Source organism: Gordonia pseudamarae (genome assembly GCF_025273675.1).
Classification (GTDB): Bacteria; Actinomycetota; Actinomycetes; order Mycobacteriales; family Mycobacteriaceae; genus Gordonia; species Gordonia pseudamarae.
The window spans coordinates 4,949,818-4,973,396 of the sequence record NZ_CP045809.1 but is presented as its reverse complement, the minus strand read 5'-3'; the positions used below and the strand labels follow the sequence as shown (position 1 = coordinate 4,973,396).

The following is a 23,579-nucleotide window of genomic DNA, read 5'->3' as shown; positions in this document are numbered from 1 at the left end:
CGCCGATCAGACCGCAGACCACGGCGACGATCCGCCACAGCCGTGTCCGGTCGGCGGCGCCCGCCGGGTCCGTGAGGGGGGACGGGTCAGTCGTCGTCATCGGTGTCCGGCTCCAGCCTGATCGAGCTGGTCCGCGACCAGCCCCACTGTGTGATGTCGGTGGCCCCGACCTTCGCCGCGGGCGGTGCGGGCGCGAACGGGACAAGCCGTTCCAGCGCGCCCCAGTCGCGTACCCAGTCGTCCTTCAGATAGGTCGGCACCGCCTGCGCCGTGGTGTTGGCCTGCGATATTCCGAGCAGACCACCGTCGGTGCCGCGCTGCCACGTCTTGGACTGGGAATTGGCGACGATGTAGTCGGGCAGGATGCGCCAGCGCGGCACCTCCGCCACCCCGTGGCGCACCTGCAACGGCCGCTGGCACGGGAAGTGCGCCGCCGCGCTGAAATCGATGAGGGTGGGTGTGTCCTCGCCGACCACCTGCTGCAGGGTCCGCAGGCGCGGCGCGCGCGGCGGGGTGATCGCGATGAACTGTGCCGATCCGAGGTTGTTGTCCAGCAACGACAATCGCATCGCCGTGGCCTCGGTGGGGACCGCCGACATCGGGACCCGCAGATTGCGCCACGGCCGGTTCATGATGTGCGGGCCCGGATCGATCGGCAGCATGTCGTCGCCGATCTTCTCGAATCCCCCCGTGACTCCGGTGGAATTCCCCACCTGGACCGATTTCCCGAACTGGACGACGAGCTTCTGGCCGAAGGTGCGCACCCCGTAGGCATCGACGGTCGACACCGCACCGGCGGTGGCGAACACCAGCAGCGGCGACACCGATCGGTCGGCCGGCAGCTCGTACCAGCCGGTGGTCAGCCTCGCCTCGCCCCGATATCCCGAGCTGCCGAGCACCGGGGTACGGGCCGGGTCGAGGCCGAACGGCAGGGCGGCCGTCGAACCGTTGACGGTGGTCGGCCCGGTGCCGCCGGTGGTACCCGCGCCCAGTCCGCCGGTGACGATGAACGCCTTGGCGACGGTGTGGTCGACGTTCATCCGGCCCGGCCGGCGCACCTCGCCCTTGGGATACAGGTCGGTGGGGATCCCGTCGGGGGTGAAACCGACCGGCCGTGTCCCCGACAGTGCCTGCGTCGCCGACAGCCCATCCGCGGGCGTCAGCATCCCGGCGTTCGGGTCGGTCTCCACCAACACATCGTCGGCGAGGCCGCACTTGTTGCCGCCCAACGCGTTCAGATGTTCGGACAGTACGGAGGGGGCGGGATACCGGGTGATCGCGGCCTTGGCGAACACCACCACATTGACGAGCACGATGAGCGCGGCGATCACCGCGATCGGTGTCGACGCGGCGAGCAGACGCCGACGATCGCCCGCGTCCTGTGCGGAGCTCCGGCCGGACCGGTCGTCGCGGTGCGTGATGCCGCGATGGCGCACGTAGTCCTGGCGCAGATGTTGCCAGGCGGCGAGGGCGGCCACGAGCACCGCCAGTACCAGCGCGATCGCCGACAGGTCGACGCCCAGGATCCGTGGGGCCCGGTCGAACCAGGCGATGTCGAAATCGTAGACGTACGACCACGCGTTGTAGCCGGCCAGCGCGGCGGCCATCGCGAACAGCAGCCCGGAGCTGAACACCGTCAGATTGCGGGTGGAGCTGCGCGCCGCGGCCACCACCGCGACGGTGGCGGTCGCGGCGAGCGCGGTACCGAGACCGGCGAGCACGCCGAACTGGATGGTCCATTTGGTAGGGGTGAACGCGAACAGGATCAGCGTCACCCCGACGCCGCCGATCGCCCGCCACACCGGACCGCTCGCCAATCCCTGAATACTGGTGCGGCGCAACAGAACCGCAACTGTCACCACCAGGCAGGCGAGGAGTAGCAGCAGCGGCACCCGGCGAGCCAGCGCGCCGTCGTCGGTGGCGACCGAGACGAAGTAATACCGCACGAACTCCTGATACCAGGGGATGACCGGCCCGACGGACCACCGGATCTTGATCGTCTCGTAGACGGTGGCCAGGGTCTGCTCCCGGAACATCACCACCAGCACCAGCATGCCCGCAGCGGCCGGCGGCGCGGCCAGACTCAGCGCCGGCAGAATCTGACGGTCGGGTCCCGGTCGACCCTCCCGCCGAACCTGCCCCCGTTCCAACAGAACGTGCAGCATCGGGCGGGCGGCGACCAGCAGGATCGCCACCCCGACCACCCCCTGTGGTGCCACGCCCAGCGTCAACCCGGCCGTCAGTGCGGCGAGCGCGGCCGGGAACAACCGTCCGGTGGCGATCGCCGACTCGGCCGCCCACCAGACGAGTAACGAACCCAGCACGATGACGGTTTCGCTGCGCAGCCCGGACGCGAACGGCAGCCAGAACGCGGTGAATGTGAGTGCCGCCGCCCACACCGCCCAGCCGCCGCCGGCGACCGCGCTCCCCAGCCGGGGCAGCAGTGCCCGGGACAGCACGAACCACGACACCAGCCCGGCCACCAACTGCGGCACATGCATCCACAACAGCGACGTCGACACCGACGACCAGTGCCCCAGGAAGGCGTAGTACCAGTCGAATGGCGCTTCGGGGATGCCGTAGAAGCGGTAATAGTTGGCCAGATAGCCGAAGTTGTCGGCGGTACGGCCCATGTTGAGGATGTAGCCGTCGTCGGGAGATCCGGCGCCCAGGAACGTCCACACCACCAGCGTTCCGGTGACCAACACGTCGGTCGGGCGCATCGCCACCAGACGGCGAACCGATAGCGCGCGAGACCGGAGACGGGGGAACGAGAGCCGCGAACCGGCGCCCGGTTCGGCTCCGGCGGCCCGGTCGAGCGCCCACAGCGCCCACAACGCGACCAGCACCGCGAGCACCGCCACCGCCATCACCAGCAGCTTGATCGCCGACGGCGAGTTCTCGTACCGGTTGTCGACGGCGACCCTCACCCGCAGACCCTCGGCGGCGGTGATCCGCCGCGTCGGCAGGTCGCTGTAGATCCCCGTCACCTTGGGCCGTTTGTCCGGTTCGAGGGTGGCCGCCGGGCCCGCGCCGACGAACTGCGCACCCGGCCCGGTGGGTGCCGACCAGATCCGCAGCACCGAGCATCGGGCCAGGTCGGCGCGTGTGGCGCGGGCGGCGACATTGTTGCGGAAGGTGACGGTCACCGTATCCTTCGCTGCGACCACGAACAGGCCCGCGGACTTGGCGCCGGGGGCGTCGGCGGGCATCGTCGAGAGCACGATGGTGGGCCGGGTGACCGTGGTTCCGGCGGCCTCCCGGATACCGGGGGCCGCGGTGGTGGCAGGTGCCGCCGCCAGCAGCGAACACGGGATACGTGCGTCGAGGGTGCGTGGTGTCTGCGCGATCAGCGGCGCCGACACCGACGCGTTGCCGGTGCCCAGCCGCTGGCCCTGGGGCCAGGTCACCGTCGCCTCGGTGTTGGTGACCGGCAGCAGCGGCGTCAGCGCACACGCCAGGATGCCGACCAGGCCCGCCACCAGGGCGATCAGCCGCAACCGGGGTACGGCGGGATCGTCGGTGGGCGCAGTGCTTATGGACACGATGATCGATCGTATGCCACGTACCTGTGGGCCAGTACCGCCATGTCGGTGCCGCGGTTCCGGTACCCGCCGTCAGTACCGCATGGGGGCCGGACTCCACAGCCCGCCGCGGGTGACGGTCCGCTTGGTGATCTCGGCCCGCTGTGTCACCCCGTTGTACGGCGTGTAGCGCTCGAGGGCGCCCCAGTCGCGGCCGATGTCACCGGGCAGGTAGGTGGCCATGGCCATGGGCTCCTGCGATACCTCCAGCCACCCGAGCGGGCCGCCGCCGAACGCGTTCTGCCACGCCGACACCGCGGCCGCCAGATCGGCACCCGGCCTGATCCGCCACTGCGGGATCTCGGCGACACCCGCGTGATGGGTGAACGGGCGCTGACACGGGAACGCCAACCCCGATGTCCAGTCCAGATGCACCGGATCGTCGTTGCCGACGACCTCCTGCAGCGTCGACACCCGCGGCACCCGGGGCGGGGTGAGTGCGACGAACCGACCGTCGGACAGGTTGTCGTCGACGATGCGTACCCGCACCGCGGTGATGTCGGCGGGCAGGTCGTCGGTCTCGTAGCGCAGGTTGCGCCACGACGGCCGTGGTCCCGGATCGATCAGGGTGGTCTCGCCTGTCGTGGTCAGGTCCTCGTCACCGATGCCCGGGGTGATGGGGGTGGTGCTGTATTCGAGGGTCACCTCGGGGGTGTCGAACACGCCGGCCACCGACATCGTGAGCAACGGCCGATCCCGCCAGTCCTGCGGCAGCCGGTACCAGCCGGTGGTGAGCCGGGCCGGTACCTGATCGGTCTCGGAGTAACTGCCCAGGACCGGGGTCGTCGCCGGGTCCAGGCCGAATGGGAGCGCGGCGTGGCTGCCGTTGACGCCCGGAGTGTCCAGGGTGCCGCCACCGGTACCGCCCGGGTTGGAACGCAACACGTCCGGGGACGCCTGCGCGTTGCCGGCGAGCACACCGAGCGAACCGGACGAGGCCACCGAGTACAACTCGTCGGGTATGCCGTCGGGTGTGAAGCCGTAGCTCGCGTCGGCGCCGGGGCGCGCCGGTGGCCCGGCCAGCGGATTGTCGAGCGTGGTGTCGACGGGGGTGAGCATGTCACGGTTGGGGTCGGTCTCCACCCAGATCTTGTCGGCCATCGCGCACTGTTTGCCGGCGAACGCGGCCAGATTGGATTGCGGGACCGAGAACGAGCGGCTCTGGTTGACGCCCGCGAACACGGCGGTGAGCAGTTCGAACACGACCACGGCCAGCGCCAGGTAGGCGAGTGGGGCACCGGCCACCGAACGCCACGCCCGGCGCAGCGCGAGGGCGAGGCGGCCGGGTTCGGGGGCGTCGGTGTGCGGTCGCCCGGTGGGGTCCGCCCCGACGAACGGTTCACGGAAGTGAAACCACAGCGCCACCAGCAGCAGGGCGAGCGAGGCGTACAGGAACGCCTCGTGCAGCACGATCGGCCCCAGTGTGGTCTGCGCCCAGCCCCACGGCATACCCCACGACGAGTAGTAATAGAACGAGTTGGGCGAGGCGAACGAGAAACCGCCGATGAACAGCACCAACGCAGCGAACAGGGTCCGGTTGCGGCGCGAGTGCATCGATGAGTTGCTCGTGGCGATGGCCGCGAGCGCGGCCAGGGCGGCCGCGAGCCCGGCGAACACCCCGAAGTGGTGTGTCCACTTGGTGGGGGTGAACATCAGGAACACCAGCGAGGCGAACATGATCCCGACGATCCGGCGCGACGGTCCCAGCGCGGTGCCGGGGATGCGGTTCTTACGGATCAGCACCGACGCCGAGACGACCAGCCCCAGCAGCATCGTCAGCACCGCGAACCGCCGCGCCAGCGAGCCGTCCGCCGAATAGGAGAACAGCGACGTGTACCGGCCGATCTCGTCGTACCAGTGCATCGACGGCCCCAGCGCGGACTTCATCGTCGACGAGTCGATAAACGAGCGCAGCGTCAGATCGGCGAACACCACGAACAGCACGAATGTGCCCGCCGCGAGGATCGGCGCGATCAGCGCCGCGTACGACCACAGATCAGCCGACCGCGGGGCACTGATGCGGGTCTTGCGCGGCTTGTCGCGTTCGGTATCGGACCGGCCGGGTTCCGGTGTGTCGGGGACTCCGGCGATCTCGGCGCTTTCAGGGGCGTCGGGCGTTTCGGTGATCGTTCGCACCCGTTTGACCAGCGCGGTGATCATCGGCCGGGCACCGGCGATCAACGCCGCCACCGCGAGCAGCCCGGTGGGACCGGCGGCCAGGCTGAACGCGCCGAACGTACAGGCCAGCGCGGCCGGCAAGAGCCGTCCGGTGGCGATGGCCCGCTCCACCGAACACCAGGTCAGCAGCGCGCCGAGGCAGATGATCGGTTCGGGGCGCAGCCCGTTGTTGAACGGGAACCAGGAGGCCAGGAACACGAACGCCGCCGTCCAGCCGACCATCGGCCGGGTCAGCGCCGCCCGGCCCAGCCGGGGCAGGATCTCGTGGCTGACGATCAGCCACACCATGATCCCGCACACCAGGGCGGGCAACCGCATCCACGGGCTGGCCACCGATACATGGCTGAGCCAGCCGAACACCTCGTAGTACCAGCCGAACGGCGCCTCGGGCGCACCGAACCAGCGGAAGTAGTTGGCGGTGTAGTCGCTGTCCTGCGCCACCCGCGACATGGTGAGCAGGTAGCCGTCGTCGGAGGTGTTGGGGCCGACGATGTGCCACACCAGCAGCGCCCCGATTACCACGAAGTCGCGCGGGTGCAGCCGCCACCAGCGGGCGGGAAGGATCCGCCGGTGCCCGCGCCCGTCGGTCGCATCCAGGACGGCCAGCGCCGCCAGCGAGATGAGTGTGCACGCGATGCCGATGAGCAGCACCAGCAGCTTCAGCAGGGTGGGTGAGGTGGAGTACCGGGAGTCGATGACGACGTGCGCGCTGAGCCTGGTCAGGTCGTCGCGGTCGGATGGTGCCGCCTCGCCCTGTGCGCCGGTCGTCGTGACCCCGTCGAGGGGGCGGTGGGCCAGGGCGGCCACATCGCCGGTCAGATCGGTGAACAGGCCCGTCAGCTGTGGCCGCTCGTCGGCCGGATAGGTCGCCGAGACGCGGGTGGCGGTGGTGCCCGCCAGCGGCTTGCCGTCGGCGTCGTTCATGCCGACGAACTCGGCACTCACCTCGTCGGCGGTGGCCCGCACGGTGATGGCGCGGCAGTCCTGGGTGCGCATATCCGCCACCGTGGCCGCGACGATCGGCACGTTGCGGATCACGACCTCGACGGCCGCCCCGTTGTTGCCGCCGGTCTTGCGGACGGTCAGGCCCCGCTGGGCCGACTTCTCGGCATCCTTGGGTGTGGTGGACAGCAGCACCGTGCCGTCGGGCCCGAGGTGCTCGATCGCCGCGCACGGGATGGTCGCCGACATCGTGATCGGCACATACGCGGTCAGCGGTGCCGACACCGATGTCACCGGACCGGTCGAGGAGGGCCAGTTGATCTCGGCGCTGGTCTGCTTCACCGGCATCAGGGGGGTGGCCAGGGCGAGAACCAGACCGAGCAGTCCGGTGACGACAGCGAGAATTTTTGCTCGTCGAACGGTCGGCACTGGCACAATCAGTGATCGTAGTCGCTGACGTCCGCCGCCCGGTCATCCCCGCTGAACAGGCGGTTCGCCCGGCCGATGGTCGCTCAACCTACTGGGCCACCAGCTCGGCCAGACGACGAACAGCGAATTCGTAGCCGCGGATGCCGTACCCGGCGACGATGCCCGAGGCGAGCGGCGACACATAGGAGTGCTGCCGGAACTTCTCCCGCTTGTGCACATTGCTGATGTGCACCTCCATGATCGGTACGTCGGGGATCACCAGCGCGTCGGCCAGGGCCACCGACGTGTGCGTCCAGCCCGCCGGGTTGATGACGATGCCGCTGATCTTGCCGACCGCCTCGTGGATCGTGTCGATCATCTCGCCCTCGTGGTTGGTCTGCAGTGCCCGTACACCGAAGCCGAGTTCGGCGGCGGTGCGCTCGACGAGGTCGACGACGTCGGCGAGAGTGTCGGTGCCGTACACCTCCGGCTGCCGCGTCCCGAGCGTATTCAGGTTGGGCCCGTTGAGCAGCAGGATCGGCAGGTGGGGTGAGTCGGTGGTCTCAGTCATGTTCGCCATTATGCGATGTGATCGGCCTCGCGACAGACCTCGGTACCATTTCAATGGCATCATCGATGCCATGAGAACTACCATTGATCGTTCTGGTCGCATCGTCGTCCCCAAGGAACTGCGCGCGCGCATCGGACTCGTGCCAGGTGAGATCGAGATCAGGGTGTCGGGTAGTTCGCTGGTGATCGAACCGGTGGCCGGTGATGACCTGGTGGCCAAGGACGGCCTGCTCGTGCTTCCCGATGGCGGGCCGGAGTTGTCGGCCGACGATATCCGGGAGCTGCGCCTTGGCGACCAGCGGTGAGATCGTTCTGCTGGACACGAGTGCCGCGATCGCCTTGGTTCGGCCGGGCCAGGAAGGCCACGATGTGGCCGCCGCAGCGGTCGGTGGCCGAGCACTCGGGTTGAGCGGGCACGCGGTATTCGAAACGTTCTCGGTACTCACCCGGCTGCCGCCACCGCAACGGCTGTCTGCGGCGGCCGCGGCACACCTCATCACGGTCAATTTTCCGCACAGCCGGTTCCTCTCAGCTGAACGGTGCGCAGACCTGGTCGCTTCGTTCGCGGCGCTGGGAATATCCGGTGGAGCCGTCTACGACGCACTCGTCGGTGCTGCGGCCGTCGAGCATGACCTGCCGTTGCTCACCTTCGATCGTCGCGCCGAACCGACCTATCGGGCACTGGGCGTGAACCTGCTCGCCGGTTGACCCGGTCGCATTGGCGTGAGTGGCCGATGCCACACCGGCAACCTGTTCGGTTGCGCGCCGAGTCAGGGTTGAGCGTCCCGGTCCGGAGCGACGACACGCGAGCGAGCGGAGCGAGCCGCGCGTCTCGGAGTGAAGACCGGGGTCAAGCGGAGTCCGAACTCAGCGCTGATGCTGCCGCGTCGGCGACGCTGCCCCGGTAGAACGGCCCGTGGCCGGGGAGCAGGGTATCGGCGGACAGGGTGGTGAAGTGTTCGACGGCGCGCCGGTTGGCGGCGGCGTCGTGATTGAACGCGCCGTGCGCACATTGGGGTCCGCTGATGCGGGACACGTCGTGACCGCTGATGAGGGCGTCACCGGAGACGAGTGCCTGACCTGCCGCGACCAGGTAGGCGCTATGTCCGTCGGTATGTCCGTGCGCGGCTATCGGTTCAGGACTTCCGGGCAGGTCGAGCGGTCCGGACTGGCCGAAGGCCAGACCGTCGAGACCCTTGCGGCTGAGTACGCCCAGTGGCAGCACCCGGCTGATCCAGCGCAGCACCAGCGGCATGTTGCGCAGCGGGATGCGCGCAAGGGTGAATGCGTTGGCCTGCTGCAGGTAGTCGCGGCGGGCGTGCGCCACCTCGATCGGGTCCATGAAGACGTCGAATCCGTAGCGCTGCTGTAGTCTCACCAGCCCGCCGAGGTGATCGACGTGTGCGTGGGTGAGCAGTGCGCCGCGGATGTCCTCGGGCCGGCGCCCGATCCGCTCGATTGACTCGACCACCTTGTCGGCCTGGCGCGGATATCCGCCGTCGATCAGGGTCAGGTCGGTACCCTCTTGCAGCAGAACCCAATTGACCACCCCGCTGTCGACGAGGTAGGCGGTCGACGACCCTGCGTCGACCCGCGAAATGGTCATCTCACCCACGGCTTCTCCTCACCGATTGTTGCCGACCGACGGGGTGGCCGGTTTCGGGGCGGGGACGGTGATCACTGTCGGACGACGAGCACGAAGGGCCCGACGGTGGTGATCTGGAAACGGTTGTCGGCGAAGGCCGCCGGATCGAACGTCACCGTGTAGCGTTCGACGTTCGGATCGTTCGGGTAGACGTCGCGGGCCAGGCGCAGCGTGTAACCGTCGTCGCTGTGCCGGAACAGGAACACAGTGGGAGGGGGCCACGGCGACGTGTCGAGGTGGCCGATCAACTCGTCGGGCGTCGACGATTCGGCCCAGGTGGCGATTGTTGCGGCGCGTTTGTCGAACTCGGCCAACGGATTCGCGTAGTGCGACGTCAGTCCCTGGAATCCCCGATAGGGGAACACCGACAGGAATCCGTAGTCGGCGGTCAGCACGATGGTCTCGCGGGCGGGTGTGCCGGTCTGTTCGGCGATGAGTTCGTTGATCCGCGGGAAGTACGATTCGGCACCGGCCGGCCGCTTGTCGGCGCGTTGCCCGGTGCCGTCGGTGTCGGTGTAGGCGATGGTGATGTCGGTGGACAGATGTCCCGGAATCCCCTGCGCCACGGTGACGGCGGCGGCGACGGCGAGGGCTCCGATGACGGTCCGCACGTCACCGAACCGCCGCACCGCCTGTGCGGCCAGCTCGGCCGCGGCGAAAACGCCCGCGGCCGAGAGGATCGCCACCAGCATCGGTTCGAGCCGGAAGGCCAGCAGGGTGGTGCCCGCCGCGGTGGCGGCCATCGACAGCAGGCAGAACAGGTAGACCGCGACCACGGCGATACCCAGCGCCATTGCCGTGGTCCGCGTACGGAAGCGCAGTACCAGCCACACGAAACCGGCCATGGTGAGCGCCCCGAGCAGCGACCACTCGAACATCGGCATCGGCAACCACGAACCACGCTCGGGCAGGTAGTGGGTCGCCGTGCCCGAGCCGGCCGCGTCGCCGGACAGCCGGTCGAGCAGGTACGGGGTCCACACGGTCAGCGCCGTGATCCCGGACACGGCCGCCATCGCGAGCAGCCGCACGCCCACGGTCACCACGACGTTCCGCCGGGCGGCCCGGACCTCGGCGTCGGGCCGCGACACGTTCTTGGCGGCCACCCATCCGGACACCACCAGATACAGCGCCATCAGGCATGCGACGAGCGCGAACAGACCCGCGTACAGCGTGTAGAAGGCGGCGCACAGACCCAGGAACAGTCCCGAGGCCGCCACCGCCGCCCAACTGGTGCCGCGCAGGTCGCCGACCACCCCGCCCGCCAGCCGCGACCGGCCGCGCAGGGCGTACAGCATCGTGATGAGCAACGGCACACCCAGCAGGATCAGCACCGCCGAATACGGTTCGGGGGAGGCGTACATGAGCGTGGCCACCGTCACCGCCAGCGCGAGTGCCGAACCCTTGTCGGTGCCCACCATCCGGTTCCACAACACCACCGCGACCGCCGCCGCGACGGCCATCGAGATGATCGCCCACGGCTTGTAGGCCTCCCAGCCGTCCAGGCCGCGGGCGGCGGCGAACCGTCCACCCCACCAGAACCAGCCCGCCGGATAGTAGGGCGGCAGATCGGCGTACGTCATGTCCGACAGTCGTGGGCTGTCGGTCAGGCGTGTCAGGTATTCGGTGCGGAACTGCTGGTCGACGCTGAGTCCGAACAGGTACAGCCGGGTGGCGCCCAGCGGCATCCCGAGGGTGACGGTGACCAGCCCGGAGATACCGATCGTCGACGCCAGCAACTGCCCGAACGATGATCGTCCGTACCGGTACAGCAGCGCCGCCACCACCAGGAAGGCGATCGAGACGACCTGTCCGAGCGTGGTCAGCGACCGTGCCACATTCGACGAGTTGTACGCCGGCCAGTCGACCGCCCCGATCACCTCCAGCCCCACCAGCGAGACGAGACCACCGACGACGGCCGCCACCGGCAGCGCCCCTACGGCGGACACCGATGCCCACCGGCCGGCATCGTCAGGTGCGGAAGCGGTGTCGGTCGCTGTTGCGGTCACGCCCTACTTTGTATCAGGCGCCCCATCGCCCGGCGGCTCCTCGCCGGACCACCCCGCCGGTCGAGGTGCGAGCCTCGCATCACCCCGCCGGTTACACCGGCAGCTTGCGGAAGATGGGCCGCGGCACGTGCCGCAGCACCGACATGATGATCCGGAATGGGGCGGGCGCCCACACGATTTCCTTGCCCTTGTCGGCGGCGGCCACCACCAGCTTGCCCACCTCGTCCTTGTTCAGGGTGAGCGGCGCCTCGGCGACGTGCGCCGACAGCCGGGTGCGCACCATGCCCGGACGCACCACGAGAACCCGGATGCCGAACTCGCGCAGTGCCTCGCCCAGGCCCAGGTAGAAACCGTCGAGGCCGGCTTTGGTGGAGCCGTACACGAAGTTGGAGCGACGTACTCGCTCACCGGCCACCGAACTCATCGCGATGATCTGCCCGAATCCCTGCGCGCGCAGCTTCTGGCCCAGCAGCACACCCACCGAGACGGCGGCGGTGTAGTTGATGTCGGCTTCGGCGACGGCCAGCTTGTGGTCCTGCCAGGCCTGCTCGTCGTCGCCCTGGATGCCGAAGGCGACGATCGACACGTCGATGTCACCGCCGGCGAAGGCCTTGTCGATGACGTCGGGGTGGGTTTCGGGCGCACGGGCGTCGAAGTCGATGCACTCGACGGACGACGCGCCCGCCGCCTTGAGCTGTTCGGTGGCCGCTGCCGCGGCGGGGTCACCGGGAACGACGGCCAGCACGACCCGCATCGGGCCCTTCTTCAGGTATTCCTCGGTGATGGCCAGCCCGATCTCCGAGCTTCCGCCCAGGACCAGGATCGATTGGGGAACGCCGACGGCGTTGAACATCTGTTTCTCTCTTTCGGTTTGCCTTGAGCCGGTTGACCCCTGGTCGTTCCACTTCGCCGGTTGAGGTGTGAGGAGCGCTGGCGACGAGCCTCGAAACCCGGTGAGGCGACAGTGTCATCTCACACCTCAACCGGCGGAGGGGCGGGGTTGTCATGGCTGTCAGGCCAGTTCGAGGCGGCGGCCCATGTCGGACATGAACACGCGGTTGGGGTCGATGCTCCGGCGCACCGAGATCCACTCGTCGATGCGCGGGTACATCTGGTGGAAGTTCTCCGCCGACGTGCGCGAATCCTTTGCCGTGTACAGCCGTCCGCCCATCGCCATCACGCGCCGGTCGAGGTCGGTGAGGAATTCGGCCAGGCCCCGCTTCACGGGGAAGTCCAGGCACACGTTCCAGCCCTTGAACGGGAAGCTCAGTGGCGCCTTGTTGCCGTCGCCGAACAGTTTGATCACGTTGAGGAAACTGACGTGGCCCGAGGCTTGGATGTGTTCGATCGTGCGGGTGAACTCTTCCTCGTTGCCGGTGGGAACGATGAACTGGTACTGGCAGAATCCGCCGCCACGGCCATAGGCGTTGTTCCAATCACCGAACACGTCGAGCATGTGATAGAACTGCGCGAGATTCTTGACCTTGCCCTCGCTGGGCGGCCCGACCCGGTAGTACGCCTCGCCCACCGCGGAGAAGCTCAGCTTGTTGGCCAGGCCGCGCGGGAAGATGTCGGGGAACGTGATCAGCGGCTTGTTGTTGAAGCTCAGCGGATCTTTCCGATATTTGGCGGGAAGTTCGTCGACACGGGCGAGGTTGCCCCGGCTGAACGTGCCGCGCCCCAGCTTCGGTGGTGCGCTGATCGTGTCGAACCAGCCGGACGCGTACTCATAGCCGTCCTCGAAGCCGTCGGACAGGTGCAGGTCGATGGTTTCCTGCAGTGAACTCGTGCGTGCCGTGTCGGCGATGAAGTACGCGCTCTCGGTGCGCTTCATCTGAATCTTGGCGCGCAACACGATGCCGGTCAGTCCGATGCCGCCGACGGTGGCCCAGAAGATCGACGCGTCGGGGTCGTCGCCGGAGCCGTCGGGGGTGAGGGTGAGGATGCGGCCGTCGGCCACCAGCAGCTGCATCTCGACGATGTGGTTGCCGAAGCTGCCCTGGCTGTGGTGGTTCTTGCCGTGGATATCGTGGGCGATCGCACCGCCGACGGTGACCTGGCGGGTGCCCGGGAGCACCGGAACCCACAGCCCGTACGGCAGCGCCGCCTGCATGAGGTTGTCGAGGCTGACACCGGCGTCGAGGTCGACGGTGGCCGTGTCGGGGTCGATGGCGTAGATCCGCCGCAGCGGAGTCATGTCGATGGTCAGGCCGCCGCTGTTCTGGCCCGACTCGTTGTACGAGCGGCCCAGTCCGCGGGCGATGACTCCACGCTTGAGGTAGTCGGGCTTGTCGGCGTTGTCGTCGGCGACTCGGGCGACGGCCTCGGCGATGACCTCGGGATACGGCGTGGACAGGACGTGCCCGGTGATCGGTGTGGTGCGCGACCATCCCGTCAGCTTCCGGGTTTCGATCGGCAGGAGCTCTTCTGTAGACATCGGGGCACAGGATACTCCGGAGACCCTGATCGCCGACACCCGTCAAACATCTGCCGATATAGGGCCTGGCTCGGGCATATGCCCGAGCCAGGCCCTATATCGGCAGATGTTTCAGCGCATGATCCGGGAGACGAACGGGGTCGAGTCCTTCAGTGAGGCCAGGACGGTGTCCGAGTGGTCCATGCTCGGGTAGACGTGCAGTTCGACGGGCTGGTTGTTGGCCTTCATCTGCGCGTACAGCGACAGCGCCGACGGGGCGGGGACGTCGACGTCGCGCAGTCCCTGCCCGAGGAAGATCGGCCGGTCGTAACCGGTGTACGGGGTGCCCATGTACTCGGTGAGTGCGGCCTGGGCGTTCGGCAGGCTCGACACCGGCTTACGGAACATGGTGCTGATGTCGACGCCATCGACGGCGTCGGCCATCTCGCCGTAGCAGAGTTCGGCGGCCTGTGTGAGGACCTTCTTGCCCAGGGGGGTGAGCAGCCCCTCGACGTCGAGGTCGGGCCGGGCGTCGGTGAATCCGGCGAGGATGTACGCGACGTAGGCGTTGAGGGCCGCGGGGAGGGTGACCGGCGGGAAACCCGGTCCCCCCAGGCCGATGATCAGTTCGATGTTGGCGGGGGTGCCGGTGGCGACCACGCCGCGATAGTCGAGGCCGCTGCCGGCGGACAGGCTCGTCGCGTGGCGTGCCCCGGCAAGGGCGGCGCCCGCCCCCTGGGACTGGCCGACGATCGCCCATGTACGGCCCAGCGAAAGGTCGAGATGCTGCGCCGCCTTCACCGAGTCGACGATGGAGCGCGCCTCGGTGGGGCCGTTGAGGTAACTCATCAGCCCGGGCGTGCCGAGTCCGACGTAGTCGGTGGCGACGATGGCGTAACCCTGCTGGAGCCAGTGCGCCAGGTACGCCGAGTCGCGCGGGTTGCGGGTGTGGGTGGACGGGGAGCAGTCGTCGCCGAGACCGGTGGTGCCGTGCGCCCACGCGATGACCGGCCAGCCGCCCTTCGGTGCGGTGCCGCCCGGTACGAACACCGCGGCGGTGCTGACGGCCTTTTTGCCGTGCACGTTCTGCGTCGAGTACAGGTACCGCTGGGCGCGTGCGGTATTGGGCACCCATAGTCGTCTGTCGAGATCGACGCTGCTGATCACGGTGCCGGCCTTCGCCGGGATGGGTCCGGCGTAGTTGCGTGTGTCCATGCCCGACCAACTGCGGTACCGCGGGCCGTCGGCGGCGGCCGGACCGCCCCCCAGACCCAGGGTCAGTGCCGCAACCACCGCGCATGCCCCCGCCGCGAGCCCGGTTCGTCGTCGGGTGGCGATCGTCGATCGGTGCGGGACGGACATGCGCCTGTGGTTCATCCGATCGAGCGTATAGGGCGCATTGCGCCCCGCATGCACCGCTCTGCCCGTATCGTTATCGCGGTGGACATGCCGACAGTTGCACTCAACAACGGGTATTCGATCCCACTGGTCGGGCTCGGGACCTCTCCCATGTTGGGGCGTCCCTGTATCCGGGCGGTGTCGACGGCGCTGCGTAACGGCTATCGCCTCATCGACACGGCCACCAAGTACAGCAACGAGCTCAGCGTCGGGATGGGGATCACGGCATCGGCCGTCCCCCGCAACGACATCGTGATCCAGACCAAGTTGGCCGGCGGTGATCAGGGTTTCGACGAGGCCATCAACGCGGCCAAGGACAGTGGGCGCCGGCTCGGCATAGACCACCTCGACATCTATCTGATCCATTGGCCGTGTCCGTCGCTGGGCAAGACCGTCGAGTCGTGGAAGGCATTGCTCACGCTGGTCGACGAGGGCTATGTGCGGGTCGCCGGGGTGTCCAACTTCAAACGTCACCATCTGCAGTTGCTCTACGACGAGACAGGACGCTGGCCGGCGCTCAACCAGATCCAGTGCTCTCCCGCCCTGCAGCGCACCGAGCTGCGGGAGTTCATGGCGGAGAAGGGCATCCACACGCAGGCATGGCACCCCACGGGTAGCAAGGAAGGGTTGCTGGGTGATCCGTCGATCATCCGGCTGGCCCGCAAGTACGGTAAGTCGCCCACCCAGATCGCCCTCAAATGGGCTGTCACGCACGGCATCAGTGTGGTGCCCAAGTCGTCGCACGAGGGTAGGCAGATCGAGAACGCCGACCTGTTCGACTTCGAGTACGACTCCGATGACCTGGCCGCGCTGGCCGCCCTCGACCGGGGGGAGCCGGCGGCCCGCGACTCCGACATCGACGAGGAGTTCTGACCGGGTGACATGATGGGGGCGTGTCTGAACCCGAGAAGAGTCACCACGAGGACTTCGCCACCCGGCATGCCCCGATGCCGATAGAGTTGCCCGTCGACGACGAGGAGGCGTCGACCGATGCGGACCTCAAGACGCAGCTGATCCGCTTCGTGCTCACGGGTGCGGGCTGCGGTGTTCTCGACTTCGGCCTCACCTACCTGCTGCAGGAGGCGGTGGGGTGGGCTCCCTGGCTGGCGAAGGCGTTCGGGTTCGTCCTGGGCACCACCACCGCCTACCTGATCAACCGGCGCTGGACCTTCCGCGCCGAGCCGAGCACCGCCCGGTTCATCGCGGTGATGTGCCTGTATCTGGTGACATTCCTGGTCCAGGTGGGCCTGTACGCGCTGTTGGTGCATCTGTGGCCCGACGGCTTCATCTACTCCCTGCTCGCCTACGGCATAGCGCAGGGCACCGCGACGGTCATCAACTTCGTGGTGCAGCGGGCGGTGATCTTCAAGATCCGCTGATCGGTGCCGGGTCTGTCGCCGGGACCTTCGCCGCCGTTCGGCGTAGGCCCGGGAAGTAGCGGGCGAAGCCGCCGACCAGCCGGTCTCTCGGACGGAAGCGAGATGGTGATGCCAGTCAACGGCAGGCGCGGTGTGGCTCCGGAGCGGCCGACCGACCGCGTCCGGCACGACACGGCGATCCCGCTGTGCAAGCGGCACGCCCCCGGGCGCGGATGAACAGCCGCTCGCCGTCGACCGCCGTCGTCGTGGGTTCGGGGCCCAACGGATTGGCCGGGGCGGTGGTTCTGGCCCGCGCCGGCCTCGATGTGACGGTGGTGGAATCGGCAGCCGAGATCGGCGGCGGTACCAGGAGTTTCGTCCGCGACGGACTGCTGCACGATCATTGTTCCTCCGTGCATCCGCTCGGGGCCGGGTCGCCCGCATTTGCCGGACTGGAGCGGCACGGACTGCGGTGGGCGTGGCCCGACATCGACTGCGCGCACCCGTTCGATGATGGCTCGGCCGCGGCGCTGTTCCGTGACATCGACCGGACTGCATCCGGATTCGGCGGCGACGGGCGACGGTGGCGGCGGTTTTTCGGGCCGTTCGCCGACGACGGTGACGACGCACCCCGTGATCGCGTCGGCGGCGAGCAGAACCACGGTGTCCTCTACGACGACGTGTTCGGGCCGATGCTGCGCGTTCCCGACCATCCGCTGGCGCTGGCCCGCTTCGCGATGCGTGCGGGCCTCCCGGCGATGCTGCTGGCCAGGACATTTCGCGATGAGCACACGCGCGGGATGTTCGCCGGGATCGCCGCACACGCCGCCACCTCGCTCACCGGTACCGGTTCGTCCGCGCCCGGGGTGGCGTTGATCGCCGCCGGTCACCGTAACGGCTGGCCGGTCGCGGTCGGCGGATCGCGGGCCATCTCCGACGCGCTGGTGGCTGAACTGTCCGCACACGGTGGCCGCGTCGAAACAGGTGTGACCATCACCGATTTCAGCCGGATCGACGCCGACGTGACCTTGCTGGACGTGGCGCCGCGCGCCGCGCTCGGCATCCTCGGTGATCGGGTGCCGCCCCGGGTCCGGCGCTCCTGGTCGCGATCGCGCCGTGGTCCCGCCGCCTTCGCGGTGCGGTTGGTCATCGACGGCGACATTCCCTGGCGGGCGGACGAATGCCGACGCGCCGGAACGATCCACCTCGGTGGGAGCGCTGCGCAGATCGCCGCCGCAGAGGCGGACTGTGCCGCGGGTGTGCTGCCCGCCCGGCCCTTCACGATCCTCACGCAGCAGTACCTCGCCGATCCCACCAGACTGCGCAACCCGCCCGATCAGGTGCGGCATGCGCTGGCCTATGCCCATGTACCGCACGGCTGTTCACTCGACGGCACCGAGATCGTCCTCGGACAGATCGAACGCTTCGCCCCCGGTGTCCGTGACCGGATCATCGACGTCGAATCCGTGGGACCGGCCGCCCTGGAGCGGTTCAATCCCAACAACGTGGGCGGTGACATCGGCGGCGGCGCGAACGACCTGCGCGGGCTCCTGGCCCGGCCGCGCCTGTCGCCCGACCCCTATGCGACGGGGGTACCGGGCGTCTACCTGTGCTCGTCATCGACGGCGCCGGGCGGGGGAGTACACGGCATGTGCGGCTATCGCGCCGCACATGCGGCTCTGCGCGCCCGCCGACGATGATCCGGACCGGTCACGGGGCCGAACATTTGGCGATCACGTTGTCGGCGTACCAGTTCAGATGATCGATCTTCTTCTGCAACGGTTCGGTGTCGGGGCCCTTGATGTAGGGGACCCGGAATCCGACGATGACGTCGGTGATGCCCTTGTCCTCCAGTCGTTTCACGCCGTCGACGGTGTAGGCGTCGAGGGAGATGACGTGAATCTCGAACGGGTCGTTCAGCTTCCCCTCCGCTGTGCGGATGTCGGTGATCTTCGCCAGCAGGGCGTCGAGTTCCTCGCCCGGGCCACCGCCGTGCATCCAGCCGTCACCCCGGATCACGGCTCTGCGCAACGCGGCGTCGGCGTGGCCGCCGACCAGCAGCGGGATCGGTTCGGTGGGCGCGGGCGTCATCTTGACCTTCGGAATGTCGTAGAACTCGCCGTGGAACTCGAAGTACTCACCACCGGTGAGACCGCGGATGATGTCCATGCATTCGTCCATCCGCCTGCCCCGTCGGCGGAAGTCGACTCCCATGACGTCGTAGTCCTCCGGCCACGGGCTGGTGCCCACACCGAGCGCGAGGCGATTGCCGGTCAGGTAGGCCACCGATGCCGCCTGCTTGGCCACCAGCGCCGGCGGGCGGACGGGCAGTTTCAGTACGAACGGGGTGAACCGGATCGTGGAGGTGACCGCGCCCAGCGATGCGGCCGAGATGAACGTCTCGATGAACGCCTTGTCCTCGAGGAACTCGCGGTTGCCGTCGGGGGTGTACGGGTACTTCGCGTCGGATACCTCGGGGTAGGCAAGGGAGTCGGGGATGGTGAATCCGGCGAATCCGGCCTGCTCGGCGGCCTGCGCGAGCGGTGCGTAGTAGGCGGGATCGGTCATCGCTTCGGCGAACGTGAATCGCATACCCAATATTAGAACACGTTCTAATTTTGTGGCTAGGACTCAAGAATTCTCGGGCTATCGCAGCTGTGGCATACATCACCCGATGGCTCTTGGTTGGTAACGACCAGGTATCGCCGGATAGATTAGCCAGTCGAACCTAACTTTCCCGCGCGCCGATCGGCGTTCGAAGACTCACCGCGAAAGGGACCGGGTTGTTGAAGAAGTCGATCGTTGCCGTGTCCATGCTGGCCGCTCTGGTGGTGCCCACCGCCGGAACAGCGGCAGCCGCCCCCACCGGCTCCAGCGATGTCGTGTCGACCGGCTCCAGCGATGCGCTCGTCACCGGCTCCAGCGAACTCGGCTCCTCCAACGCCGGCTCGAGCACCGGATCGCTCGGTTCCACCGGATTCGGTGCACCCCGCACCCTCAACGACTGCCGCAAAGTCGGCCTCGTCGGAGCCAGCCTGAGTGCCGGCGGCGGCAGCCTGGAACGGCTCAAAGCCAACCTGCGTACGACGGGCAAACCGTTCCTGTACAGCGCCGCATCCGGACGCTCGGTCACCCAGGCCGGCAAGAACACCACCGGCTACCACGGCAACGCCCTCCACGTGATCCGCTGGATGCGCGGGCAGGGCGTCAACTGCTACATCGTGCAGATCGGCACCAACGATGCCGCCGCCACCAAAGGCGACGCCGCCCAGCTGAGCAGCCGCATCGAACAGGTCATGAGCGCCGTCGGCTCGCGTTCCCGCGTCGACTGGATCACCCCCCGCACCATCGTCCAATCCTCGTCGCCGCGCTACATGAACCACGCCTACCTCGACAGGTACATGGCCGTCATGCGTCAACAGCTCACCGCAGCCGACGTCCGCTACGCCAACCTCGACGTCAACCACTGGGACCGCGCCTTCACCTTCTACCCCGGATTCTGGGCCCGTGACGGCGTGCACCTGCGTCTGGGTCGCACGGTCTTCGCCGACTACGTGGTCCGCTCGCTGTACATCGCCGGTACCAGATAGACCGTGGCATACGTTCGGACGGTCAAGACGGCCTCGGGGGCCACCGCTGTGCAGATCGTGTACGCCAACCGGCGCGGGTCACGGCAGATCGAGCACCTCGGATCGGCGCACACCGACAAGGAACTCGACATCCTCAAGCGGGTCGCCGCGCAACGGCTCAGCGAGGGACAGGGCCAACTCGACCTCGGGCTGCCCGAGGAAGAGCCGGCGATGACGCTATTCGGGCCGGATGAACCGTTCCCGTCGGCCGAGCCGACGTAGCCGCACCCATTCGGCGAAACCCTTCGGGTCGTGCTGCTGCACCAGGAAATACCATCCGAACCGGGCATACTCCTGCGGCAGCAGCTTGCGCATCCCCGGCTGGCTCATCAGATAGCCGCGGTTGCGGTAGGTGAAGAACCGTTTGATCTCGTTGTCGGGGTACTGGGTGTGCATCCGGCCACCCAAGATCGGCCGAAACTCGTCGGCGCCGTCGGGATGCAGGTACCCGGTGGTCAGGCAGGTGCCGAAACTCAGGCCCGAACGCCGCAGCCTGCGGTGGATCTCCACCTCGTCGCCGCGGAAGAACAGCCGTAGATCGGGCACCCCGACCACTTCCAGCGCGTGCGCCGAGAACAGCGCCCCGTTGAACAGCGAGGCGATCCCGGGCAGCAGATCGTCGTCCTGGGTCTCGCCGTCGGCGAACAAGTCCGAGCGTCTGCGCCGCCACACCAGCCCTCGGCGCAGCGGGAAGGCGAGGGTGTCGGGGTCGTCGATACGCGCGACCACCGGTGACACCTCGTCGAGGCCGTGGCGCCGCGCGCAGGCAAGCAGCGTCGACAGGACCGCCGGGCCGTCCGGACGCCCGTCGTCGTCGGCACACCACACCCAGTCGGCTCCCAGAGCGAGCGCCTGCAACATGCCGAGCGCGAAACCGCCCGCCCCGCCCAGATTGCGCTTGGACCCGATGTAGGTGGTCGGAATCGGCTGCCCGGCGACAAGATCGGCGACAACCGCCTCGTCGGCGTTGTCGACCACCACCAGGTGATCGACCGGACGATCCTGGGCCGCGACGGCCTTCAGGGATTCGGCCAGCAGCCCGGCGCGCCTGTGCGTGACGACGACCGCGACGATACGTTCGTTCACTCGGCATCCTCGCCGTCGGTGGAGTCGGCGTCCTTGTCCATGTCGGCCAGCACCCGGCGCACATTCGCCGCCGCCTCCGGACCCTCGTACGCCTCGACGACCTCCTCGATACCGCCCTCCTGACGGATCCGGCCGTGATCGATCCACAGCGCACGATCGCACAACTGCGCCAGGAACTCGTTGGAATGGCTCGCGAACACCAGGATGCCCGAACGTTCCACCAGTTCCTGCAGCCGTTTGCGCGACTTCTTCATGAACGCGGCGTCGACATTGCCGATGCCCTCGTCGAGGATCAGGATCTCCGGGTCGGTGCTGGTGACCACGCCCAGCGCCACCCGCACCCGCATACCCGCCGAATAGGTGCGCAGCGGCATTTCCAGGTAGTCGCCGAGTTCGGTGAATTCGGCGATGTCGTCGACCTTGCGCAGCATCTCCTTGCGGCTCATCCCCAGGAACATGCCGCGGACCAGGATGTTCTCGTACCCGGAGATCTCCGGGTCCATGCCGACGCCGAGGTCGAACACGGGCGCCACCCGGCCCCGCACCCGGCACGAACCGCTCGTCGGCTCGTAGATACCGGCCAGCAGCCGCAGCAGCGTCGACTTGCCGGCGCCGTTGTGGCCCACCAGACCGACCCTGTCGCCGTGGCGCAGATGCAGGTTGATGTCCTTGAGTGCCTCGACGACCATCACATTCGATCCGGTCGCCCCGATCACCCCGCCCGCGGCGCCGATCACCGACTTCTTGATCGACCGCGTCTTGGCATCGAAAATCGGGAAATCGACACCCGCGTTCCAGGTATCCACCCGCACATCAGAGGTTGCCAACTCGTGTCTCTCCTACACCCAGTAGGGCACGCGGGCCCGATAGTTACGCATCACGAACAGGGCCAGCAGCCAGCCGACGGCGGTACAACCCAACACCACCGCCCAGTGGTAGAACTCGATGTCATTACCCAGCAACGGACCACGGGCCACCTCAAGGTAGTGGAACATCGGGTTGATCTCGACGATCTTGAGCCTGCTCGACGACTCGTGCGTGGTGCTGCTCAGACTGTCCGCGGACCAGATGATCGGCGTCATGAAGAACACCAACTGCACGGTCGTGGTCAGCAACTGGCCGATGTCGCGGAACCGGGTCGACAGGATGCCGAACACGATGGCCACCCACACCGAGTTGAGGATGTACAGCGCGAACGCCGGAATCACCAGCAGCGCGCCCCACCCCGGATCCTGCGGGAACACGATCAGCACGATCACGAAGATCACCAGATTGTGGGCGAAGATGATCAGCTGCCGCCACACCACCCGGTAGACGTGCACACTCACCGGCGCCGGGATCTGCTTGATCAACCCCTCGTTCTTGCTGAATACCTCGGCGCCGTCGAGGATCGACATCTGGATGAAGTTCCAGAAGATGAAACCCAGCGTCACATACGGCAGGAACGTCTTGATGTCCTGATCGAACAGCTCGCCGTACAGCAGCCCCATCGCCACCGCGGTCACACCCGTGGCGATGGTGATCCACAGCGGTCCGAGCACCGAACGCCGGTACCGTTGCCGGATGTCCTGCCAACCCAGATGCAGCCACAGCTCGTGATTGCGCAATCCCGAGACGAGATCGGCCACACCTCGCCGTAGCGTGCGTGAATCCGACACCTCGGGGGCAGGGGGTACGTCGTCGCCGACTACTACTGACACGGAGACCCAGCATACAAGCGGACCGCGCCGTCCCGGCGCCGCCGCACGGCGCTACAGATACTGCCCTGTGCTGTCGTGGCCGTGGCCCGTACCGCTCGGACCGCCCAGGCCCGGCGGCAACGCGCCCTGGCGCATCTGCTCCAACTGGGCCCGCGCCGCCATCTGCTGAGCGAACAGCGCGGTCTGGATCCCGTGGAACAGACCTTCGAGCCAGCCGACGAGTTGGGCCTGCGCGATCCGCAGTTCCGCATCCGAGGGCGTCGCGTCATCGGAGAACGGCAGCGCCAGCCGCTCCAACTCTTCGCGCAGTTCCGGCGCCAGCCCACCTTCCAGCTCCCGGATCGACGTCTGGTGGATGTCGCGCAGCCGGTTGCGGGAGGCCTCGTCGAGAGGTGCGGCGCGCACCTCCTCCAGCAGTTGCTTGATCATCGTGCCGATCCGCATCACCTTGGCCGGCTGCTCCACCATCTCCGCGACGCTCTGCGCCTCGCCGTCGGTGTTGACGACCACGATCTGCTCATCGTCGCCGGATCCGGCGGCCGCTGACGGGTCGTTGCTGAACGGGTTGGGGATACCTCCTGAGGTCATGGTCAGAAGTTTATGCGGCCACCGCGAGCGCGGGCCCCGTTCCCCCCGCCTTCCTCCCGGTGGTGCTGTGG

The 23,579-nt window shown here is 67.9% G+C and carries 19 protein-coding genes and 1 pseudogene; 7 read left to right on the top strand and 13 right to left on the bottom strand.

The features are described from left to right. Positions 1-86: 86 nt before the first annotated feature. The 3 genes from GII31_RS21755 to aroQ all read right to left on the bottom strand — a co-directional run bounded on the left by GII31_RS21755 (position 87) and on the right by aroQ (position 7,683). Complete coding sequence (locus GII31_RS21755) at positions 87-3,539, bottom strand: arabinosyltransferase domain-containing protein (RefSeq protein WP_213250871.1); 3,453 nt, start codon at positions 3,537-3,539, stop codon at positions 87-89. Between the two features lie 78 nt (positions 3,540-3,617). Continuing rightward, on the bottom strand, positions 3,618-7,139 hold the full coding sequence (locus GII31_RS21750; protein ID WP_213245433.1) for an arabinosyltransferase domain-containing protein: 3,522 nt from the start codon (positions 7,137-7,139) through the stop codon (positions 3,618-3,620). A gap of 82 nt (positions 7,140-7,221) precedes the next feature. After that, positions 7,222-7,683, bottom strand: a complete 462-nt coding sequence (gene aroQ / locus GII31_RS21745; RefSeq protein WP_213245431.1) for a type II 3-dehydroquinate dehydratase — start codon at positions 7,681-7,683, stop codon at positions 7,222-7,224. A 70-nt stretch (positions 7,684-7,753) separates the two neighbouring features. On the opposite strand from aroQ, the gene GII31_RS21740 reads away from it, so the two are divergent. Both GII31_RS21740 and GII31_RS21735 read left to right on the top strand, forming a co-directional pair. After that, positions 7,754-7,987 (top strand): AbrB/MazE/SpoVT family DNA-binding domain-containing protein, encoded by a 234-nt coding sequence (locus GII31_RS21740; protein ID WP_213245429.1) that lies wholly within the window; start codon positions 7,754-7,756, stop codon positions 7,985-7,987. Then, complete coding sequence (locus GII31_RS21735; RefSeq protein ID WP_213245427.1) at positions 7,971-8,390, top strand: type II toxin-antitoxin system VapC family toxin; 420 nt, start codon at positions 7,971-7,973, stop codon at positions 8,388-8,390. Before GII31_RS21740 ends, GII31_RS21735 begins: the two co-directional genes overlap by 17 nt. A gap of 142 nt (positions 8,391-8,532) precedes the next feature. Here GII31_RS21735 and GII31_RS21730 read toward each other — a convergent pair whose 3' ends face one another. The 5 genes from GII31_RS21730 to GII31_RS21710 all read right to left on the bottom strand — a co-directional run bounded on the left by GII31_RS21730 (position 8,533) and on the right by GII31_RS21710 (position 15,111). Further along, entirely contained in the window at positions 8,533-9,288 is a 756-nt protein-coding gene (locus GII31_RS21730; protein ID WP_213250868.1) for an MBL fold metallo-hydrolase, read from the bottom strand. A gap of 71 nt (positions 9,289-9,359) precedes the next feature. Further along, a complete protein-coding gene (locus GII31_RS21725) occupies positions 9,360-11,333 on the bottom strand; it encodes a galactan 5-O-arabinofuranosyltransferase (protein WP_213245425.1) in 1,974 nt (657 codons plus the stop codon). 91 nt (positions 11,334-11,424) lie between these two features. Beyond that, positions 11,425-12,186, bottom strand: a complete 762-nt coding sequence (locus GII31_RS21720) for a decaprenylphospho-beta-D-erythro-pentofuranosid-2-ulose 2-reductase (RefSeq protein WP_260840185.1) — start codon at positions 12,184-12,186, stop codon at positions 11,425-11,427. 159 nt (positions 12,187-12,345) lie between these two features. Further along, positions 12,346-13,770: an FAD-binding oxidoreductase gene (locus tag GII31_RS21715; protein ID WP_213245421.1), complete on the bottom strand. Its 1,425-nt coding sequence runs from the start codon at positions 13,768-13,770 to the stop codon at positions 12,346-12,348. A 111-nt stretch (positions 13,771-13,881) separates the two neighbouring features. Next, positions 13,882-15,111, bottom strand: a complete 1,230-nt coding sequence (locus GII31_RS21710) for an alpha/beta hydrolase family protein (RefSeq protein ID WP_213250865.1) — start codon at positions 15,109-15,111, stop codon at positions 13,882-13,884. Between the two features lie 78 nt (positions 15,112-15,189). On the opposite strand from GII31_RS21710, the gene GII31_RS21705 reads away from it, so the two are divergent. The 3 genes from GII31_RS21705 to GII31_RS21695 all read left to right on the top strand — a co-directional run bounded on the left by GII31_RS21705 (position 15,190) and on the right by GII31_RS21695 (position 18,205). After that, the gene (locus GII31_RS21705; protein WP_260840184.1) at positions 15,190-16,020 is read left to right on the top strand and encodes an aldo/keto reductase; all 831 of its coding nucleotides are present in this window, start codon (positions 15,190-15,192) and stop codon (positions 16,018-16,020) included. 74 nt (positions 16,021-16,094) lie between these two features. Further along, positions 16,095-16,526: a GtrA family protein gene (locus GII31_RS21700; RefSeq protein WP_246222365.1), complete on the top strand. Its 432-nt coding sequence runs from the start codon at positions 16,095-16,097 to the stop codon at positions 16,524-16,526. A 212-nt stretch (positions 16,527-16,738) separates the two neighbouring features. Then, positions 16,739-18,205 (top strand): phytoene desaturase family protein, encoded by a 1,467-nt coding sequence (locus tag GII31_RS21695; protein WP_213245416.1) that lies wholly within the window; start codon positions 16,739-16,741, stop codon positions 18,203-18,205. Positions 18,206-18,215: 10 nt separating this feature from the next. On the opposite strand, the gene GII31_RS21690 is transcribed toward GII31_RS21695, so the two are convergent. Then, a complete protein-coding gene (locus GII31_RS21690) occupies positions 18,216-19,097 on the bottom strand; it encodes a TIGR03619 family F420-dependent LLM class oxidoreductase (RefSeq protein ID WP_213245415.1) in 882 nt (293 codons plus the stop codon). Between the two features lie 194 nt (positions 19,098-19,291). Here GII31_RS21690 and GII31_RS21685 point away from each other — a divergent pair, with 194 nt between their 5' ends. Next, on the top strand, positions 19,292-20,095 hold the full coding sequence (locus GII31_RS21685; protein ID WP_213245412.1) for an SGNH/GDSL hydrolase family protein: 804 nt from the start codon (positions 19,292-19,294) through the stop codon (positions 20,093-20,095). Between the two features lie 3 nt (positions 20,096-20,098). Next, positions 20,099-20,287: pseudogene (locus GII31_RS21680) on the top strand (IS1634 family transposase); the annotation flags it as partial. 24 nt (positions 20,288-20,311) lie between these two features. Here the strand turns inward: GII31_RS21680 and glfT1 are convergent. Genes glfT1 through GII31_RS21660 form a run of 4 tightly spaced genes read right to left on the bottom strand, consistent with a single transcriptional unit; the run spans position 20,312 to position 23,508 of the window. Next, positions 20,312-21,220, bottom strand: coding sequence for a galactofuranosyltransferase GlfT1 (gene glfT1, locus GII31_RS21675; RefSeq protein WP_213245410.1), 909 nt, complete (start codon positions 21,218-21,220; stop codon positions 20,312-20,314). Further along, a complete protein-coding gene (gene wzt / locus GII31_RS21670; protein ID WP_213245408.1) occupies positions 21,217-22,047 on the bottom strand; it encodes a galactan export ABC transporter ATP-binding subunit Wzt/RfbE in 831 nt (276 codons plus the stop codon). The genes glfT1 and wzt overlap by 4 nt, the downstream gene beginning before the upstream one ends. Positions 22,048-22,059: 12 nt before the next feature. Beyond that, positions 22,060-22,920 (bottom strand): galactan export ABC transporter permease subunit Wzm/RfbD, encoded by an 861-nt coding sequence (gene wzm / locus GII31_RS21665; protein ID WP_213245406.1) that lies wholly within the window; start codon positions 22,918-22,920, stop codon positions 22,060-22,062. 51 nt (positions 22,921-22,971) lie between these two features. Next, entirely contained in the window at positions 22,972-23,508 is a 537-nt protein-coding gene (locus tag GII31_RS21660) for a bacterial proteasome activator family protein (RefSeq protein ID WP_213245404.1), read from the bottom strand. Positions 23,509-23,579: the final 71 nt, after the last annotated feature.

Bases quoted from the DNA above. Each gene is read 5' to 3' on its own strand.
- GII31_RS21715 (WP_213245421.1), bottom strand. From the start codon at position 13,770: ATGTCTACAGAAGAGCTCCTGCCGATCGAAACCCGGAAGCTGACGGGA.
- GII31_RS21730 (WP_213250868.1), bottom strand. From the start codon at position 9,288: ATGACCATTTCGCGGGTCGACGCAGGGTCGTCGACCGCCTACCTCGTC.
- aroQ (WP_213245431.1), bottom strand. From the start codon at position 7,683: ATGACTGAGACCACCGACTCACCCCACCTGCCGATCCTGCTGCTCAAC.
- GII31_RS21695 (WP_213245416.1), top strand. From the start codon at position 16,739: ATGAACAGCCGCTCGCCGTCGACCGCCGTCGTCGTGGGTTCGGGGCCC.
- GII31_RS21710 (WP_213250865.1), bottom strand. From the start codon at position 15,111: ATGTCCGTCCCGCACCGATCGACGATCGCCACCCGACGACGAACCGGG.
- GII31_RS21700 (WP_246222365.1), top strand. From the start codon at position 16,095: ATGCCGATAGAGTTGCCCGTCGACGACGAGGAGGCGTCGACCGATGCG.
- GII31_RS21660 (WP_213245404.1), bottom strand. From the start codon at position 23,508: ATGACCTCAGGAGGTATCCCCAACCCGTTCAGCAACGACCCGTCAGCG.
- GII31_RS21740 (WP_213245429.1), top strand. From the start codon at position 7,754: ATGAGAACTACCATTGATCGTTCTGGTCGCATCGTCGTCCCCAAGGAA.
- GII31_RS21690 (WP_213245415.1), bottom strand. From the start codon at position 19,097: ATGCGATTCACGTTCGCCGAAGCGATGACCGATCCCGCCTACTACGCA.
- GII31_RS21720 (WP_260840185.1), bottom strand. From the start codon at position 12,186: ATGTTCAACGCCGTCGGCGTTCCCCAATCGATCCTGGTCCTGGGCGGA.